This is a genomic window from Roseburia sp. 1XD42-69, from assembly GCF_003612565.1.
Classification (GTDB): domain Bacteria; phylum Bacillota; class Clostridia; order Lachnospirales; family Lachnospiraceae; genus Roseburia_B.
This window is the reverse complement of the sequence record NZ_RAZG01000065.1, coordinates 1-17207: the sequence shown is the minus strand read 5'-3', so window position 1 is coordinate 17207 and position 17207 is coordinate 1. Positions and strand designations below refer to the sequence as shown.

Annotated in this window: 18 protein-coding genes, 1 tRNA gene and 5 pseudogenes; 5 read left to right on the top strand and 19 right to left on the bottom strand. The window is 42.2% G+C overall.

Going from position 1 to position 17207, the window contains the following annotated elements; genetic code table 11:
• The first annotated feature begins 500 nt into the window (after positions 1–500).
• From D7Y06_RS20080 to D7Y06_RS20070, 3 genes are read left to right on the top strand one after another with little or no spacing between them, the layout of a single operon-like run.
• The gene (locus tag D7Y06_RS20080) at positions 501–821 is read left to right on the top strand and encodes an HU family DNA-binding protein (protein WP_120409451.1); all 321 of its coding nucleotides are present in this window, start codon (positions 501–503) and stop codon (positions 819–821) included.
• 60 nt (positions 822–881) lie between these two features.
• Positions 882–1205 (top strand): helix-turn-helix domain-containing protein, encoded by a 324-nt coding sequence (locus D7Y06_RS20075; RefSeq protein ID WP_120409450.1) that lies wholly within the window; start codon positions 882–884, stop codon positions 1203–1205.
• Between the two features lie 13 nt (positions 1206–1218).
• Positions 1219–2415: a tyrosine-type recombinase/integrase gene (locus tag D7Y06_RS20070; protein WP_120409449.1), complete on the top strand. Its 1197-nt coding sequence runs from the start codon at positions 1219–1221 to the stop codon at positions 2413–2415.
• Positions 2416–2517: 102 nt separating this feature from the next.
• Here D7Y06_RS20070 and D7Y06_RS20065 read toward each other — a convergent pair.
• Together D7Y06_RS20065 and D7Y06_RS20060 are read right to left on the bottom strand one after the other, a co-directional pair.
• Positions 2518–2591 (bottom strand) — tRNA-Pro (locus D7Y06_RS20065).
• Between the two features lie 164 nt (positions 2592–2755).
• Positions 2756–2914: pseudogene (locus D7Y06_RS20060) on the bottom strand (MATE family efflux transporter); the annotation flags it as partial.
• A gap of 217 nt (positions 2915–3131) precedes the next feature.
• Here D7Y06_RS20060 and D7Y06_RS20055 point away from each other — a divergent pair.
• Positions 3132–3578: a GNAT family N-acetyltransferase gene (locus D7Y06_RS20055; protein ID WP_120409448.1), complete on the top strand. Its 447-nt coding sequence runs from the start codon at positions 3132–3134 to the stop codon at positions 3576–3578.
• 2 nt (positions 3579–3580) lie between these two features.
• On the opposite strand, the gene D7Y06_RS20050 is transcribed toward D7Y06_RS20055, so the two are convergent.
• The 17 genes and pseudogenes from D7Y06_RS20050 to D7Y06_RS19975 all read right to left on the bottom strand — a co-directional run.
• Positions 3581–4795 (bottom strand): ABC transporter permease, encoded by a 1215-nt coding sequence (locus D7Y06_RS20050; protein ID WP_120409453.1) that lies wholly within the window; start codon positions 4793–4795, stop codon positions 3581–3583.
• Positions 4782–5669, bottom strand: coding sequence for an ABC transporter ATP-binding protein (locus tag D7Y06_RS20045; RefSeq protein ID WP_120409447.1), 888 nt, complete (start codon positions 5667–5669; stop codon positions 4782–4784). The genes D7Y06_RS20050 and D7Y06_RS20045 overlap by 14 nt, the downstream gene beginning before the upstream one ends.
• A complete protein-coding gene (locus D7Y06_RS20040; RefSeq protein WP_120409446.1) occupies positions 5653–6414 on the bottom strand; it encodes a hypothetical protein in 762 nt (253 codons plus the stop codon). The genes D7Y06_RS20045 and D7Y06_RS20040 overlap by 17 nt, the downstream gene beginning before the upstream one ends.
• Positions 6415–6471: 57 nt before the next feature.
• Entirely contained in the window at positions 6472–6996 is a 525-nt protein-coding gene (locus D7Y06_RS20035; protein ID WP_120409445.1) for an RNA polymerase sigma factor, read from the bottom strand.
• Between the two features lie 123 nt (positions 6997–7119).
• Complete coding sequence (locus tag D7Y06_RS20030) at positions 7120–7848, bottom strand: SPL family radical SAM protein (RefSeq protein WP_120409444.1); 729 nt, start codon at positions 7846–7848, stop codon at positions 7120–7122.
• A gap of 3 nt (positions 7849–7851) precedes the next feature.
• A pseudogene (locus D7Y06_RS20025) lies at positions 7852–8193 on the bottom strand (ClbS/DfsB family four-helix bundle protein); the annotation flags it as partial.
• Between the two features lie 26 nt (positions 8194–8219).
• Positions 8220–8486 (bottom strand): annotated as a pseudogene (locus tag D7Y06_RS20020) (response regulator transcription factor); the annotation flags it as partial.
• A gap of 16 nt (positions 8487–8502) precedes the next feature.
• The gene (locus D7Y06_RS20015; RefSeq protein ID WP_120409442.1) at positions 8503–10872 is read right to left on the bottom strand and encodes an ABC transporter permease; all 2370 of its coding nucleotides are present in this window, start codon (positions 10870–10872) and stop codon (positions 8503–8505) included.
• The gene (locus D7Y06_RS20010; protein WP_199714808.1) at positions 10865–11521 is read right to left on the bottom strand and encodes an ABC transporter ATP-binding protein; all 657 of its coding nucleotides are present in this window, start codon (positions 11519–11521) and stop codon (positions 10865–10867) included. Before D7Y06_RS20010 ends, D7Y06_RS20015 begins: the two co-directional genes overlap by 8 nt.
• Positions 11522–11523: 2 nt before the next feature.
• The gene (locus tag D7Y06_RS20005; RefSeq protein ID WP_158591437.1) at positions 11524–11943 is read right to left on the bottom strand and encodes a CPBP family intramembrane glutamic endopeptidase; all 420 of its coding nucleotides are present in this window, start codon (positions 11941–11943) and stop codon (positions 11524–11526) included.
• Between the two features lie 174 nt (positions 11944–12117).
• Positions 12118–12471, bottom strand: a complete 354-nt coding sequence (locus D7Y06_RS20000) for a hypothetical protein (RefSeq protein ID WP_243119415.1) — start codon at positions 12469–12471, stop codon at positions 12118–12120.
• Positions 12472–12589: 118 nt separating this feature from the next.
• Complete coding sequence (locus D7Y06_RS26625; RefSeq protein WP_199714800.1) at positions 12590–12766, bottom strand: hypothetical protein; 177 nt, start codon at positions 12764–12766, stop codon at positions 12590–12592.
• Between the two features lie 337 nt (positions 12767–13103).
• The gene (locus D7Y06_RS19995) at positions 13104–13646 is read right to left on the bottom strand and encodes a hypothetical protein (protein ID WP_120409440.1); all 543 of its coding nucleotides are present in this window, start codon (positions 13644–13646) and stop codon (positions 13104–13106) included.
• Between the two features lie 105 nt (positions 13647–13751).
• Entirely contained in the window at positions 13752–15107 is a 1356-nt protein-coding gene (locus tag D7Y06_RS19990; protein ID WP_120409439.1) for a sensor histidine kinase, read from the bottom strand.
• A gap of 28 nt (positions 15108–15135) precedes the next feature.
• Positions 15136–15840 (bottom strand): LytR/AlgR family response regulator transcription factor, encoded by a 705-nt coding sequence (locus D7Y06_RS19985; RefSeq protein ID WP_120409438.1) that lies wholly within the window; start codon positions 15838–15840, stop codon positions 15136–15138.
• 260 nt (positions 15841–16100) lie between these two features.
• Positions 16101–16202, bottom strand: a pseudogene (locus D7Y06_RS19980) (cysteine-rich VLP protein); the annotation flags it as partial.
• Positions 16192–16563 (bottom strand): annotated as a pseudogene (locus D7Y06_RS19975) (relaxase/mobilization nuclease domain-containing protein); the annotation flags it as partial. The pseudogenes D7Y06_RS19975 and D7Y06_RS19980, both read right to left, overlap by 11 nt.
• A gap of 236 nt (positions 16564–16799) precedes the next feature.
• On the opposite strand from D7Y06_RS19975, the gene D7Y06_RS19965 reads away from it, so the two are divergent.
• Positions 16800–17045, top strand: coding sequence for a hypothetical protein (locus D7Y06_RS19965; RefSeq protein ID WP_120409436.1), 246 nt, complete (start codon positions 16800–16802; stop codon positions 17043–17045).
• The last annotated feature ends 162 nt before the right edge of the window (positions 17046–17207 follow it).

Genomic DNA, 17207 nt, shown 5'->3' with positions numbered 1-17207 from the left:
TAATGGACCTTGACAGCCACAATAAATTTCTAACCCTATCACAGGAGAAGTCTGCCCATTTTTAGGCTATCCTGCGACAGAGTGAGGTATCGGGAGTGGTTGTAATGGTAACTACGACGGATTTTATGTGAGTTTATACTGCCGTGAATAATTCAGGCTAATGTGTGTGGTATATGATTCGTTCCTCACCATATATAATACATTTGATACAATGGTGGTAATTTTTTACAATCCCACAAGCAGCAGAAAACGCTACAGGCATTGAAAATAAAGGGATTGAGGGAATTATGCATGATAAAGTTATGTACGATTTAGGGTGGTAATTTTTTACACTTTTTGAAAAATCAAGAAACACTTATTTTAAAGGTTTTCTTTTGAAATTTTATCCTTAAAATAAGCACTTCTTGATTGGCTGTAAACGTGCAATTACAAAATCAATCCCAAGTAGTTGATATGTAGTTATAGTTAGTTTTATCAAACTGAAAAGGAGAATTAAATTTATGAAAAATAGTAATAAAAACATTGAAAAGATAAACCAGACAAAACTAATTGAAAAGATTTGTGATGTAACTGCAATTCCTAGCAATCAAATATCCACTGTTTTAAACTGCTTAGAAAAGAATGTATCTGATATTCTTTCCAGTGCTTCGCAAGACAGAGATGTACAGGTTAAACTGTTTGACGGATTGATTATAGAAAGCAAACATTCAGAACCTAAAACAAAGAGAAACAATATAACAGGCGAAACTATTATAGTTCCTGAAAGACTGAATGTTTCTGGCAGAATCACAAGGCTGTTTGAAAAGAAAATCAATCAGTAAGTCAGATGAATGATAGATAGCATAGTTAGGTTATAAATTGAATTTAGGGAGGATTTGCTTATGGGTAATGTATATAGAACACGAACAGAATTTCGAGATGGAAAAATTGTAAAAGTAGCTGAACCAAGCAAGAAACACAACCACCAGAACTGCACAAACAATTCAAACAGCAGATATTTGTCAGACTATCCAGACGTTTTGACACCAACGGAATGCATGAACATTCTTTCTATTGGAAGAAATGCTATTTACACCCTGCTACAAAATGATGTTTTAAAATCTGTGAAAATTGGCAAACAGTACAGAATACCAAAATCCAGCCTAGAAAATTACCTGAAGCTATGCTATAGTAGCAACTGTATTGATAACTCTGCTTCGGCTTAGAAAGGAGCAGGCAATGAAAGAATGTAAATCAGGCAGAGTTATTACAAAAAAGCGTAAAGGAACAGAATATTTTTTCCTGCGTTTAAACCTCGTGGATTCTGAATCTGATAATACACAAAAGAAATACACCACAAAAGATATAGCAACTAATCTTATGGTTTCCAAACGCAATCAGTCAAAAGCTAATGCAATGCTTGAAGATGCCATTACAGAGTATAGTGCCAATGCAGAGCGTATGTATTATCATAACTATTTGAAAAGATGGCTTGAAACAAAACAACCTTCCTTAGAGATTACAACTTATGAAGGATATGAATATCGGCTTAGAATTGTAATTAACTATTTTACAGAACATAAAGTGTTATTGACAGCATTAAAACCTGAACATATCAGGGATTTTTACAATTACCTTCTGACAGTGGAGCATGGAACAGGAAAACGCCATTCTGTTGGTTATTCAAACAGAAGTGTCAAGGATATAGCCATATTGGTAAGGGCTTCTTTGGAAGATGCAGTAACACTTAAGTATATTGCCGATAGTCCTGCTGCAAAAATTAAGACACCACACAGAAATACAGATATTCAGAAAAAAGCCTACATTGGTTCGGATGATGTAACTATCTTTCTGGATGCTATATCAGGGCACAGACTGGAAACTGCGTTTCTACTGGCACTATACTATGGATTGCGAAGGGAAGAAATTTTAGGTTTAAAATGGAATGCCATACATGAAGATGGAAAACTGTATATTGAACATACTGTATCAAGGGTAAAATCTACGATTGCAAAAGATAGGACAAAGACAGATACAAGCCAACGAAACTATCCTATCCCTGATAGGATTCGTGACGAACTAAGCAAAATTCGTGACAGGCAGTCAGAAAACAGAAAATTATTTGGAAATAGATACATAGATTCCGATTATGTCTTTACCTGGGAAGATGGTCATTGTTACAGTCCTGATTACCTTACAAAATCATTCAAAAAGATTGTGCGTAATGATGCTAGGCTTGATGATAGTTTGACATTACATAGCCTTAGAGCGTCTTGTGTAAGCATTTTAATCCATAGTGGCACAGATATTAAGGATGTGCAAGTGTGGGTGGGGCATAAAGATGTACAGACAACGCTAAATATCTATGCCCGAACAAACGAAAAGCAGCAAAATAAAGTTGCTAACAGGATGGCAGATACACTATTCTCAATCTGATTACGAAAAATTCGTGACAGAATATTTTCCAGGGTAAAAAGCAAATAGCCTAAACACTTTACAAACTTAGTGTTTAAGCCATTTTCATACCCCTGCCTATAGTCGATGCGACAGGATTTGAACCTGCGACCTCTGCGTCCCGAACGCAGCGCTCTACCAAGCTGAGCCACGCATCGCAATGAAAGCGCATACTTAAACACGCTTGATTATTATATCACGCCCATACTATTTTGTCTAGAGAAAATGTTCAATTTTTTATAAATGGTAGATAATACATATAATATAGGCAATGCATAGGTTGCAATTGCCTGTTCCCCGCCGTAAGATATGGAAAAGCGGTTTATAATAATATTTGAAGCCCTGCCCCCAAAGCAATCATAGCAATATACTCCTCCCCTAAAGCAAGAAGCTGCCCACCTGCCCCTAACAGGCTTAAAAGCGGGCTGTTAAGGAAGAAAACGGAAACTGTTAAGATTATGCTTGAAATAATCAGCACCCATAAAGCACCCGCTGTAAATTCTCTGGCCCGTTCTTCATTCTTTTCAGCCTTATATCTCCCATGCTGTTGCCAACAAAAAAGCCGTCAACAATCGCATATACCCCAGATAATGCAAAGGATAGCACAGAGGGGTTAAAATTCTCTTTATAACACACATAGCATATGCTATAATTCTACTTACATTAATCCTTAGAAACAAACAGGAAAAGGAGAAAACATGAATATCAGAAAAGCCACACCAAAAGATTTATCCCGGATAGCAGAAATATATGTTTTTAATAACCGCATTAATTATTTCCCCATATTCAAAGATGCAAGCTTTTCCTTTGGCGAGCTGCAGGTTATTCCTCTGGCAGATAATTATTTTAAGAAAGAAGAAATTATGGAAAACATCCATGTATTTGATAATGGATTAATCAAAGGTTTCATCCAGATGAAGGAAACCGAAATTTGCAAGTTATATGTAGACACCTTTTTCCAAAGCGAAGGAATCGGAGGGGAATTAATCGAATTTGCCATAAAAGAACTCCATGCCGATAATTTGTGGGCTCTGGAAAAAAATACCAGGGCAATTGCCTTTTATCAACGGCATGGATTTCATATTACAGAGGAAAAAACTTTTGAGGAGGATACCACCGAATATCTTGTCAGGTTAAAAAGGTGATGTTATTTCACCTCCGCCCTTTTATAAATCAGATACAGCACAGGGAACAATACCCCGCTTGCAAAAAGGTAAACAGGGAGAATGACCCCTGCGGTGTCCATCACCTTCCCTCCAATCTCCACCAGTACACTTTCTTTAAGGGAATTATATATATCCAAAAGCTGATCCGGAAAAAAAGAACACATGCCGGGGAGGGTGATAATCCTGCTTAAAAAAGGAAAAGCGCACAGAACCATAAAGGGCATGATAACTGCAGCGGCAGTGGAATGTACAGCCGCCGATACAATCATGGCAAGGGCTGAGGCAAACAACGTCCCCACATATCCCCCTGCTACAATAAAAAGATACCCTTCAAAAAAAGTAACATGATAAACGCTTCTCCACATATCCCACTGAATGGGGCATCCTGCCCCCTCCATTCCAAGGGCAAAAAGTACAATAAAAGTATACAACATTACAAAAACCACATAAAATCCTGTGACAATAAAAAATCCCGCCTTTATTTTTGACACAATGGCCCGGTTCCTCCCTGCCTTTGTGGAGAAAAAAATCGAATCCGCCTTTGTCACAAATTCATCGGAAAAAATACCGGACACCAGAAAACCTATGATTAACGCCAACATTAAAAGGAATGTGGAAATGTTTTGTAAAAGCGCACTCCAGCCCTCATAATATTCATAATAAAAGGGTGTCTCCAGGGTTTCATACTGACGAATCAAAAACTCCTTCTGCCCCTCCGGAAAATATTCTTCACCCGAATCCAGCCACTCTTTTAAATTAGAAATCCTCCTCTCATAAACCCTTGCCGCCTCCTCCGGGGAAATGCGGTCTATGGCAAAGCCGTCATAATCCCTCCAGGGGCTGAACGCCGTATTAATCATTTCCACAATAGAGGAAATCCCCTGGGTTTTTGCATATGCCTTATCCTGCTCTTTGGTATTTTCTTCTGACAAAACTTCCTTTGTCTGATAAATTTCTTCCCTTTCCTTTAAAACCTTTTTCAATACCTTATCTGTGACATAGCCCCTCCACTGGTTTTTCTCTTCCCGGAGGCTTTTTGCCGCCTGCATTCCGCTGGTGTGATTCCCGTTTTCATCCGTATAGTAAACCCTGTTCATAGTCAAAAGGCTTACCACAATCATTAAAACACATAAAATTACAACCGCCATCTTGTTTTTAAACCGGGAAAAAACCTTTTTTAACTCAAACCGCACCATTTCCGTCACCTGCTTTCTCTCCAAAATAATATAAGAACACATCTTCCAGGGTGGGTTCCGCCTGCACTGCATTTTCAAAAGGTTTCTCCTGCGAAATAATCCGAAGTGTAACCCCTCCCATCTCAGATTTCATGTTGGAAATCTTATACCGTTTCACAAAAGATGAAACCAAATCTTTCTCCACAAAACATTCCCACACATTTTCCTCCATGGAATGTATCAGCTCCTCAGCCCTTCCCTTGTGCATCAGTTTTCCGTCCTTCATAAGCCAGATTTCATTGGCAATATACTCAATATCTGAGACAATATGGGTAGACAAAAGTACCAGCCGCTCCTCCGAAAGCTCACTGATTAAATTGCGGAAGCGAATCCTCTCATTGGGGTCAAGCCCCGCCGTGGGTTCATCCAAAACAAGAATCTTGGGATTGTTTAACATTGCCTGGGCAATTCCCACCCTGCGCTTCATGCCCCCGGAAAGCTTTTTCATTTTCTTATTTGCCGCCTTTGAAAGTCCCACTTTTAAAATCATATCTTTCACTCTTTTTCTGGCGGCGGCCGGGGGAATTCCCTTTAAGGTTGAAATATATAAAAGATAATCCTTTACCGTAAATTCCGGATAAAACCCAAAATCCTGGGGCAGATACCCTAACACTTTCCGGTATTCCCCATCCATTTCAAAAATATCTTTTCCGTCACAGGTAATTCTTCCTTCTGTTGGCTTTAACAGGGTGCACAGCATTCTCATTAAGGTGGTTTTTCCGGCCCCGTTTACCCCAAGCAGCCCATACACCCCCTTTGTCATCGTAAGGTTCAAATGGTCAACCGCTGTAAAATTACCAAACTCTTTTGTCAGATTGTCAAATTTCAATTCCATCTAAGGATACCTCCCAATACTTATTACACCCTGCTAATACACGGTACAGTGCGGCAAAAAGGGAAACAAGGGCAAGCCCCCAGAGAAATGCCCAGACGGGAAGGGTAATGTTTGTATATATATGCTCATTTAAAATAATAAGCAGCCACACACCGCTCCACAAAATGCAAAGCCCCACAGCTACAGCTTCCTGTAAAATATGCCTGCTGCACAAAGTTCCAAAGCATATGCAGGCTGTGACGCACAGGGGAAAAAGAAACTGAACCAGCAATTCCTTAAATGCAACACCCATGGAAAAAGACACACTGCCGCAGAACAGGGTAAGCAAAAAAGTATCCGCTATGCCAAAAAGCATCATCCGCGCCGCATAAATCTGCCTTAAGGAATAAAAAGAAACCGCCTCCACTTCCAAAGCCCGGCAGGATCGGTTTTTCCAGAATTCAGGGATGATAAGAATCACAAATAAAGTGGCTGCCACCCCCATGCTCCTCTGAATATATTTATCTTCCTGGGCCGCTAAAAGCACTCCCCCTAAAACAAAAAGCAGTATAAGCTGTAATACCCACCATCGTTTCCGCACCACTTTTAACTGCAGCCATAAAAATTCATGGTAAGATAAAACCTTATCCTGCTCCGAAGCAAAAAAAGCTTCCCCGGATTTCCTTACAGTTTCCAAAATCTCATTTTCCCGGGGGGATATTTCCCTGATTTTTTTATAATCCCTAAGCTGTTTTTCCAAACTCATAATCTTCCTCCTTCCGCTTTTTATAGTCACGGGCAAAAAGATTTACGGCATATTCCCTTAAATAATCTCTATACAGTTTTTAAGCTGCATCTTTGCCTGCCTTAGCCGGTACTTCACCAGAGGAAGCCCTATGTGCAGGATATCCCCGATTTCTGTGAGTTTAAGCTCCTGAAAATAGTAGAGAATAATAACCTCCCGCAGTTCTTCCGAAAGACCCTTTAATGCCTGCTCCACAGTAAGCTTGTCTAAAACGCCTTCCATGGTGTTTTCTTTTTGGCCCTCCCCGCCACAGGCATCCCATTCCTCCACAGGGGTTTCCCGCATTTTTTTCAGGTAATCCCTGCACAGGTTTCGGGCAATGGTATACAGGTAATTTTTTGTTTTCCCTCTGTAATGGTAACCGGAAAGGCCGGAAAAAAAACGCACAAAAACCTCCTGGGTAATATCCCTTGCATACTCCCTGTCCGGGTAATGGTATGTGCAGTAGTTTAAAATGTCTTTGTAGTATTTGCGGACAAATACATCAAATGAAGCCTCATCTCCCTGCTTCATCTGCCTGATTAAAAGAAAATCAGCATCCACGAAACTCCTCCTTTTTGCCCTGTAGGAATATAAAAATGGTTTTCATTTTCTCATCCTATTATATATAACGATACAGAAAGGGAAAAAGATAGCGGAAAAGCATATTTATATTTAAATATCTGATTACATCTCCCAAAGGCTTAATTGTGCGGCACTTCCTCTCTCCTCAAAAGTCTGCAGATATTGAAATATCTGCCGGTTATTACATACAATTCCCCCTTCGCTGCACTTTTGGCAAAATAATCTCATGAGATTTTCATTCTTGGGACTGTCAAGTACATACTGGTTTTGGTAGGTTCTTATATACTTCTCTTTTAACCCTGGAAACAGGCTGTCAAGCTGTTCATAAAAATACTCTCTGTTTCCCTCCCGAAGGGTCAGCCCCATCCCAAAACAAATAATTCCATAAACCTTTGCCTCCATGCACATATCCAAAATACCGGAAATATTATCCTCCGTATCATTGATAAAGGGCAGAATAGGCGTCAGCCATACGACTGTTGGAATGCCTAAATCCCGGAGAATGCGGTTAGATTTGGTAATCACTGTAAATCCAAATCCATAGGCATATATTAACTCCAAAGCTTTTCTTACATTTCCAATTTCCATCTCCAGGGGAATGTAAGGATCAATCATAGAGCCTGTTCCAATCATACATTTTTTCCGCTTATGCTTTAAGGCATATTCCAACAGGCCAATAGCATTTTCTTTCACCTCTATATCCTCAAAGTCATGGTCCATATGATAGCATTTGCTCCTGGAATCACAATAAATGCAGCCATGAGAACAGCCCCGATATAAATTCATCCCGTTTTTGGAAGACAAAATTCCTTTCGCTGTCACATAATGCATCTCTCACCCCCGCCTGCCAAATACTAATTTCTTGTGGGCCTTTAATTTTTTCATAGCCCAGTCATAATGGCTTGAAGTTGCACTGACAAAATAAGATCCTAAAGTGCTTCCTCCCACCCAATCATAGACGCCTTTGGAAAACAATTCCTCATTGGAAAAAGACTGCGCCAGCTTTATCACTTCGCCATGGGAATTCTGAAACATATTTTTTGCATCCTCTAATGAGGTGCCTTGATGCTTTTCCCAAAAATCCATATTCATGCCCCCGTAAGTTTTCCAGTTATAGGGCTCTTTCAAAAAAGGGTTCCTCTCTCCCTTTTGGTTGGATGTTACCCAGTCCAGTAAGCCGGATTCTCTTGCTGTAATGCCGCAATGCTGATCTCTTCATCTGAAGCTGTCAGGAATATGATCGGGACAGCAGATGTCTTTCTTACTTCTTTACAGATATCAAAGCCTGTCCCATCCGGCAGCGTGACATCCAGCAGCAGAAGGTCATACTGACCTGCCTGGAAGAATTGATATGCTTCCATTACGGTACGGGCATTATCTACCAGAAAACCATTTTTCTCAAGCGTGTATTTCAGGCCTTCAATCAGGCTTAAATCATCTTCAACATATAATATCTTTTTGTCTTTCATGATAATCTCCAGCACATTAAGAAACTGCCATCTTTTTATGAAACATATACCAAAGTATAAAAAACGGGAACAATGCGCATGCAGCCACTACTATCGCATCTGTCACCGCAAACATACTGAAAAATGTCTCCTGCCTGCCCGCACTCCAAGCGGCTTGCACAATCATCACAATTCCTGCTGCCACGCCGCCTTGACATAAGCCCTCTTTCATTACCATCCAATACATCTCTTTTTTCCGGATGCCGATTTTATGCATGATTTTAAAATCATTTCTCCTGTTCAGCAGGTTTGTAAAGATGGTATTGAAATAGTCCAAAAGGCCGATCCCCGCAAGAATGATGATAAAAAAGCATTGCATCACCTTCTGACTGTGATCCGAATCAATATACTTCTGGATTTGACTGTTGGCATTGCGGAAGGAATATCCGTTCATATCTGAAATACGCTCCAAATTGGATGCGGCAACTGCCTCCAAGCCCTCCTCAGTCCACACGTTGACAACCTGCCGGTACAGACCGCCCGGAAAAGCCCTGGCAGTTTCCCCATCTACAACCAGAAGATTTCCCCCGATATGATTTTCTGACAATATAACATTTCGGATATCCAAAAGCTTTACACGGGCAGACTTACATCCCTCTTTCGAGCCGTTCGCAATCAATTGCTCATCATAGATGGTAAACGTATCCCCAATCTCCAGATTCAATGTCTTTGCCAGTTCTGGTTCCATGATTGCGGCGTGACCGTCCTCTTTTTCGTCATAACCCGGCGCCAGCGCCTCCATATTCTCCGTTGTTGCCAAAACCAGATTGTATAGGCATTGCTTCTTTCCGTCAATCTCCTGTTCCATAGCGAGCATCGACTCATAATTCCCGCTGTCAGCGTTTAATTTTCCCCTGTCCTCGCACAGGAAGATTCCCCTGTCGTAATTGATTTTATAATCCTGCACCTGCCGGATACCCGGAGCTGCTTTCATTTCCTGAAAAACCGAATCAGATATGGATGGGATATCCCCGCCCTGTATATTTTCATAGATGCTGCCTGCTGTCACCTGAAGATCCCCAGGGACATATTCCTTAACAAAAAGAATCCCTTCGTCACTGTGGTTATCCTGGATTCCCAGGATACTGATCAGGATTGCAGAAAGTGACACAATCAAAAGCGCCAGTACCTGCTTCCCTGCATTTTTTCTTTTACTGCGCATAAATTCCGTCGGCAAGGCATTTTGAAGTTGGAACATAATGCCTGCCATACCCGGTATGGCCATGAGCAGGAGCATCACTGCCGTATTCCCTACGCTGTCCCGCGACAGTTCTGAAGAAACCAGCCCCTCTGCGTCATAAGCATGGGCGAATGCATTCATGATCTCACCATATACCGCCTGATTCAGGAAATATCCTGCCAGAATTCCTGCCGCAAATCCGATCAAAATAAGGATCAGGAATTCCATCCCGGCAATTTTCATCAGATCCTTTCTCTGAAACCCTATTTTTCTCAGAGCGATAAAGTCCCGTTTCTTTTCAAAAAGCCGGTTATAAAAAATGTTATACACAACCAGGACACCTACCAGCCATATGGTAAAATTCATGGCTGTATTCTGTTTTTTCAGGGTTCCTCCATCCGTGACAGCTTCTGCAAGCATATAATTGATCTGCGTTTTTAAGGTTTCTGACTCTTCCTCTCCATAGCCTAAATAAGCATTCAGCTTATCAAGATTTTCCGTTATTTTCTCCTCATCGGCAAACCGGACCACGGCGTTTACCCGCCCGTTTTTCTCTCTGAGGATTTTTTCTGCAAGCGCCTCTGAGACATATCCGTTCTTCCGGTCCGTAAACCCGGTCGCATTGTCAATGACACCGACAACCGTAAGGGTAAGATCCGGTATGCGAAATGTTACATCCCCTGTATCTGCGTCTGTAGCTGCCAGGCTGACAGAAATCGTATCGCCTAATTCCAGCCCATATTTTTCCATATAATTTTTTGTAAATACGGCTTCCCCTTCTTTTTGTGCCCAGCGCCCGTTTATAACCTGCTTGATATTCGCCTCTGCTACAGTTGCCCCTAGATCCCGGAAGCTTTCATCGATATAGTCGAATGCCGTCCCATCCTCCGCCTGCCCCAGGTGGAAGCTCAGCCCGGCCTCCGCAACAAAATCACAGGCTTTGATCTTCTGAAACTCTGCCTCTGAAACATCAGAATATGTTACATGCTGCCGTCCCTCCAGGGCCTGCGCATTCAATCTGTTTGCCGTCTGGACATTTGCAAAAAGCTGATTCCCAATGAGAAGAAATACCGTGGCCAAACAGAGGAACAGGCTTGTCAGGACGGTATTCCTTTTCTCTTTGAAAAGATATCCTCTCACTACAGATAAAGTTTTCTTTCTATCCATTGACAATTTCACCGTCCTCTAAGCGGATCACACGGTCCGCATCTTTTACAAGATCTTCATTATGCGTAACCATCAGGATACTGGTTCCATACTTTTCTGCCAGATTTTTTAACAAATCTATGACGGTCCTCTCCGTCTTGGAATCAAGATTCCCGGTCGGCTCATCGGCAAAAAGAATGGGCGGATGATTGATCAGCGCCCTTGCAATGGACACCCTCTGCTGTTCTCCTCCCGATAATTGATCCGGATATGATTTTTCATATTGCCTGATTTCCAGCGTATCAAGAAGCTCCCTCATGTAATCCGCATCTTTTGTAAGCTCCGGCAGACGGATATTTTCAGTGACAGTCAGTGCGTGCAGTAATTCATATGCCTGAAATACAAATCCTATTTTTTCCCGCCGAAGAAGCGTCCTTTTTTCTTCACTCAGATGAAAAATATCCGTACCGTCAATGTAAACCTTTCCCTCGGAAGGTTTGTCCAGACCGGCAAGAATATTTAAAAGTGTTGATTTCCCTGAACCGCTTCTCCCCAGTATGGCCACAAATTCCCCTTTTTGAATTGTCACCGATACGCTGCGCAGCGCCTGCAATGACACCGCATTTTGGCAATATATTTTTGAAATGCTCTCTGCTCTCAATACTTCCATTTTTATTTACCTCCAAAAAACATACCCATGCCTATCGTCCACACAACCTTGCTTACGATTACAAGCAGCGGCTGGTTTAGCACACCAAATATATGTCCAGCCCCAAAAATCACGGACGATAACACAACCGCAATCAAAGTACTGTTTTTACTTTTTACCAACATCTTTTCAATAAGATTCAGCAATAAGCCCCGCACATAGAGTTCTTCAATGATTGCCACGCCAATATAATTCACAACACCTTCGATAAGCACTTTCTCAATAGATGGCTGACGGTCAAAAAGTGATAATCCCACATAAAAAGCAAGAAAACCCACTGCCGCAACCAGCGCTCCAATGATTCCGTATCTTTTAAGCCCATCGGCCAGGCCCTTTTTCTTAAATCCCAAGTCCCATGCAGGACATAAGGTTCTTAAAAACAAATAGGTTGCCGCTCCTATGAGCAAGAAATTTACCATAAGCGTAAAATAAACAGGCTCTATGTCCGCAACTTGAATATGGACGAAAAACGCCTTCCTCCATCCATACATTGATAACATTGAACAGTACGCATAACCGAAAGAAAGCAAAATCCGTATTTTTTATCTGCGAGCCAGTTAAAGAAAAACACTGCCGATATAGATTTCCAAATGCGCGGGATTGCCTTGCAGGGCTAAAATCCCTAATTCCAATCCAAAAGAAACGGCAAAGCACACGCTTCCCAATAACAAGCCTTTCAAAATACCGCTTGCAAAGCCGTTTTTTTGAAATCCGATACCACCCCATGTAAGATTTATCTTTTTCAATACCAGCGCCAATAAGATAATCCCAACAACTTTATGGAGCACATTTTCTCCAATAGCTGTTTTGTCTGTTTCAATTAGAAAGTATTCCACAAACCTTACCAACAAACAAAGCATGAAGATGATCATACATAAATTAATTGGTTTGCATTTTATATTTCTTTCCATATACAGCCACCTCAATCAGCACCCGTTTCTTTTAATATGTGAAGTGCTGTTTCAAATCCATGGCACCTCCTCTCTAATGATTACAAAATTGCAGAACTTATTGCATCTATGTTCTTCTTTACAGAACCTGAAAGATCACTGTTATGAACATGATGATCCCTATCACAATGGCTGCTATGCCAAAGAAATAGCTTCTCTTGTTTCCATTTTTTCCGTCAACAATCCAAAACAGGCCGCGCAGTATAAGAAGCAATCCTACAAAAATCGGAATGAATTTTCCAACAGCTTCTGTCATTTCTTTTCCCCTTTCTGCCCTCTCTTTTTCTTAAAAACATAAATGACAGTATTTATGATACATAACAGCACAACGCATTGATCCCTATACCGAAACAGAAAGGTTCGTATCGGATTCCGGTTTCAATGCTTCTCCGGTTTTCGTATGCATAATTGTCCCTCCTTTGAATTTTTCCTGACATAATCCTTTCTAAGAAACCCATACAATAAAATCTAAAAGAAGATTTTATTGTAATGTATTGTCATGAATGATGCCGCAATTCCAAAAATACCGGAAAACAGTGCGCATTTGCCACCATCTCCCGGTATTGATACCACACTAAAAACTTAAGTCTCTTTTATTCTGATACAGAAGCATTCTGCCTCCTGTATGTATCATTATCCTTCTGGCTTAACTCGTTTTCTACCTGTGCCAACTTTTTCTCCATCTCCCGGATTTTCTTTTCATCTCCGGAAGCCGACTGGATCTGCTGTTCCAGCTGCTGCTTTTTCTCTTTCAGCTTCTTGAGCTCCCTGTCAACCTTATCCGTATTTGTGACACATTTCTCCGCCGGCTTTCCCTGGCTGTCTCCGCCTACCTTCGGTGCTTTGCCATCTTCACTTTTCTCAGAACGTTTCTCCTGTTCCTTTGCATAACCGGCTTTCGGGTCATCAAAAAAGAGTTTCCGATTGCCCTTCTCATCCTGGCCCAGCCGGTACAGTCCTGTAGGCTTTTGCCCCGATTTTTCACTGCTGACGTACTCGTCCTTTGGTTCGGACAGCCTGCCGGAGTTTTTCTCCTCTGCAGCCTTTTCTGCCCTCTCGGCGGCCTGTTTTTCCTTCACCCGCTCTGCGTAGTCGACGCCAGAATGATCATAATTTCCTTGAATCTGCATTGCCATAAGCGTGTTCCTCCTTCAAATTGATATTGTCAGGAAACTTCTTTGCAGCCGCTCCCCGCCGCAGACAGCTTCCTTTTTCTTTTTTCGGCTGTAGTAAGCAGCATTTTAATCCATTTGCTGTGTGCTGTTTTCTGGATGCTGTGGAATGATCAGCAGCACATGGAGGACAAATACATTCTCCTGAGTCTCTATACTCATGGCGCCGCCATATTTTTCAGCCACTTTTTTTACATTCGACAGACCTATCCCTTTTTTGAATGCGCTTTTCCCATGGAAGCTATTCTGAATTTCCATCATAAGGAAATCCCCCTGGATCCGCCCGGACACACGGATATACTTTTCTATGCCGGCATCCAGATTTTTTACTGCATGGATTGCATTATCCAGTGCATTTGACAGGACAATACAGATATCAATATCTCTGATGCCGCAAGGGTATGGCAGAAGGAGAGAACAGTCCATATCGATCCCCGTGCTTTTTGCAATCCCCAGCTTGTTCCCCACCAGGATATCCACCACCGGGTTGTTGGTGTTGCAGGGGAATGACATTTTTTCCGCCATATCGTCCAGATCCTCCATATAGGTCACGGCTTCTTCCAGTTTCCCACTCTGCAGGAGCTTTTTTACCACTGCGATGTGGTTCCGGATGTCATGCCGGAAGGACTTTGTTTCATCGTAACGGGTTTTCGCTTCCTCCACATACTGGTTCAGGGAATGTTCCTGCTGCTCCAGCAGTGAAATTTCAGTGCTAAGGCGGAAAATCTGCTGCAGTTTCTTATAGGAAAACAGGATGCAGAACAGACTGGCAAGTCCCAGAAAATACATGGACAGCATCTCTCCATGACCGAAAATGTGTTCCGCAGGTCCTTTGTCCGCCAGGATCTCAAACTGGAAGTCATATTCAACCGCATTGATATAGTTACCCATAATAAATATCATCAGGATCGGAACGAAAATCAGAAACATCTGCTGCATTCCCATTGTGGTATCAGCAGCATCCGCAGGACACAGGGCATCCATGGAAAAATAGCGGTATACGATATAATAGCAAAACCAACTCAGCAAAAAGGAAGCCGCCTCGCAGATCAGCATGGCCGCAATATTGCCTGTCTCGTGGAAAAAAGCAGGCAGCCATGGGTATGGAAGGCTCATCAGTGAGCTCACGATCCCGCTGCAGAGCAGCATGATTTCTGTTGTCAGGGCCGCATACAGAAGGGAAGCCTTAAAATTCGTATGGCAGACAAAAGCCCCACATATCGAAATGAATAAGACAAACACCACAAAACCAACAATCGTGCCGCCTGGAATAAACTCGCCCACAATCACTGCACCTACTGCAAACAGAAAATAAAAAGGGGGCCACATTTTCTTTTTCAAAATTTTTGCCAGAAAATAAATCTGGAAAGACGTTTCAATCACGCCCATAACATATACATTAAAAAAATCTAAATACTCAGCCATGTTACCTGCCCCCTATATGTAAAAGCCCTTACATATTCTTCATATACTGCAGAACGACACCGGAAAACTCCTTACTCCGCAGCCGCGATACGGGAACTTCTTTGCCGTTATCCATACAGGCAGTCCCGTTTTTATATCCTTTTAAATGCTTCAGGTTGATGAGATAACTCCTGTGGCACCGAAAAAAATGGCTGCCCAGCTTCATTTCCAAATTTTCAATCCGCTCATAATAATCAACAACCTCGCCGGAAGCCAGGTTCAGATATATTTTCCGGTCTATGACCTCGCAAAAAACAATCTCGTCCTCCCGGATGATGCGCCCCTCATATCCCTTTTGCACCAGCAGACTGTCTTCGCCAGCGTTTTGCATAGAAACGTAAAGGCGCTCCATGGTCTTTTCAAACTGCTTTTCCTCCACCGGCTTGACCAGATAATCGTAGGCCTGCACCTCGAAAGACTGAAACACCATCTCTTTCAGTACCGTGATAAAGATCAGGAATCCCCGGAACTTAAAAGCCCTCAGCTTCCTTGCCGTTTCTATGCCGTCCATACCCTTCATTTGGATATCCAGAAACAGGATGTCGATCTGCCCGTCGTAGCTTAGCAGCTCTTCGCCGCCTGAAAATGTCCGAAAACAGATCTCCCTGTTCTTTTTACGGAAAAAATCGGAGGCCATTGCCCTTATATGATTGGACATATGTTTTTCATCATCACAAATTGCAATATGGATCAATGCGCCACCTCCTCGCCATTATTCGTCAATGGCAAAAGAAAAACTTTTGCCGTTGCCACAGACTGACATTTTATTATAACCTGTTCGAAATGCCATAACAATTTAATTGCTGTGAAATGTTTATCTGTTGCTGCGAAATGCCGTATAAAATCCGATCTATCACTCAAGATATTTCACCCTTGTACCCGCATCTGTTCTACCAAAGATTGCTTTTTCTGCCTGCGTACCATCCAGACAGACAGGACTACCTCCATGCCAAACAGCGCAATACAGTTGCCGTTATCATAGTTGCAGCACTCATGCACAAGCCGACACGCCGCCCGGTGCTGGCGGTAGTCCATGTATGGGCGTTTACCGTTCATTTTCCCGCCCCTTTCTGCGCCCCTGCTCTCGCCTTAAAATCTGCTCAATGTTGCCTTTTACGGTCTGCAATTCCTTTGTGCGCTCCCTCTTTTCCTGGTATTCGTTGTAAAGGCTGTTCTTCTCCCTCATAAGCTGCTCAATCTCCGCTTGTAAGGTCTTGGACGCTGGAAGTTTTGTAATGCCGTTTGCCTTAAAATACCGGGTGACAGCTTCGGGTATGATAAAATCGCTTTCGTGCTGCTCCCGGTAATTCTTGCGGGCTTTCTCTGTTTTCTGTGTTTTCAGCCCGTCACGGGCGAGTTTGGTCTTGATGTACGCCAATAGCTGTTTCTGCAAGTCCTTTTTCTCCCGTAAAGTGTTTCCACGGCTTTCAGTTCTGTATCTTTGGTTGGGAACATATAATGAATATTATTATGTTTTAATTGAGATGCAGAGTGGGCAAATATACCGAGTGGATATGGGGCGGATTAGGCTAACAACAAAGGATGAGGCAAGAATAGATATTTTGAAATGGGCACTTTCATTTTTCCATAGCTTTGAAGATTTAGTGCGTTGCTTTTTCGCAGACGAACTCTATGATGAAGAAGAAATGATTTTTGTTGCTGAATAAAGTCCGAAACAGGACGGTGGTGACAGACGGTGACTATCTCCCGCCCGCCGGGGATGCTCCTGCCCTTATCCCGTTCTTTGGGAGAGACCGGGGGCGCGGGGACAGAGCCACCGCAAAACCTACCGGCAGCCGCCGCAGTAGTGCAGACGGTCAAGGGTTTAAGAGTGGAGATTTTTTGCAAAGCAAAAAATACTACTCGGCCTTGACGGTCTGGATAGGCGGAACGGGGTAACATGCAGATTGTTTTCGTGATTGGATATGATATAATTCTTTCAGTGTAGACCGACAAATCGGAAGTTGCATTTTTAAATATTAACATTATACTTGTGAGTTGTAAGTTATCAATAAAAAAATAACCCTTCCATATGGTTTTATGGTATCCTATAAGTTGCCA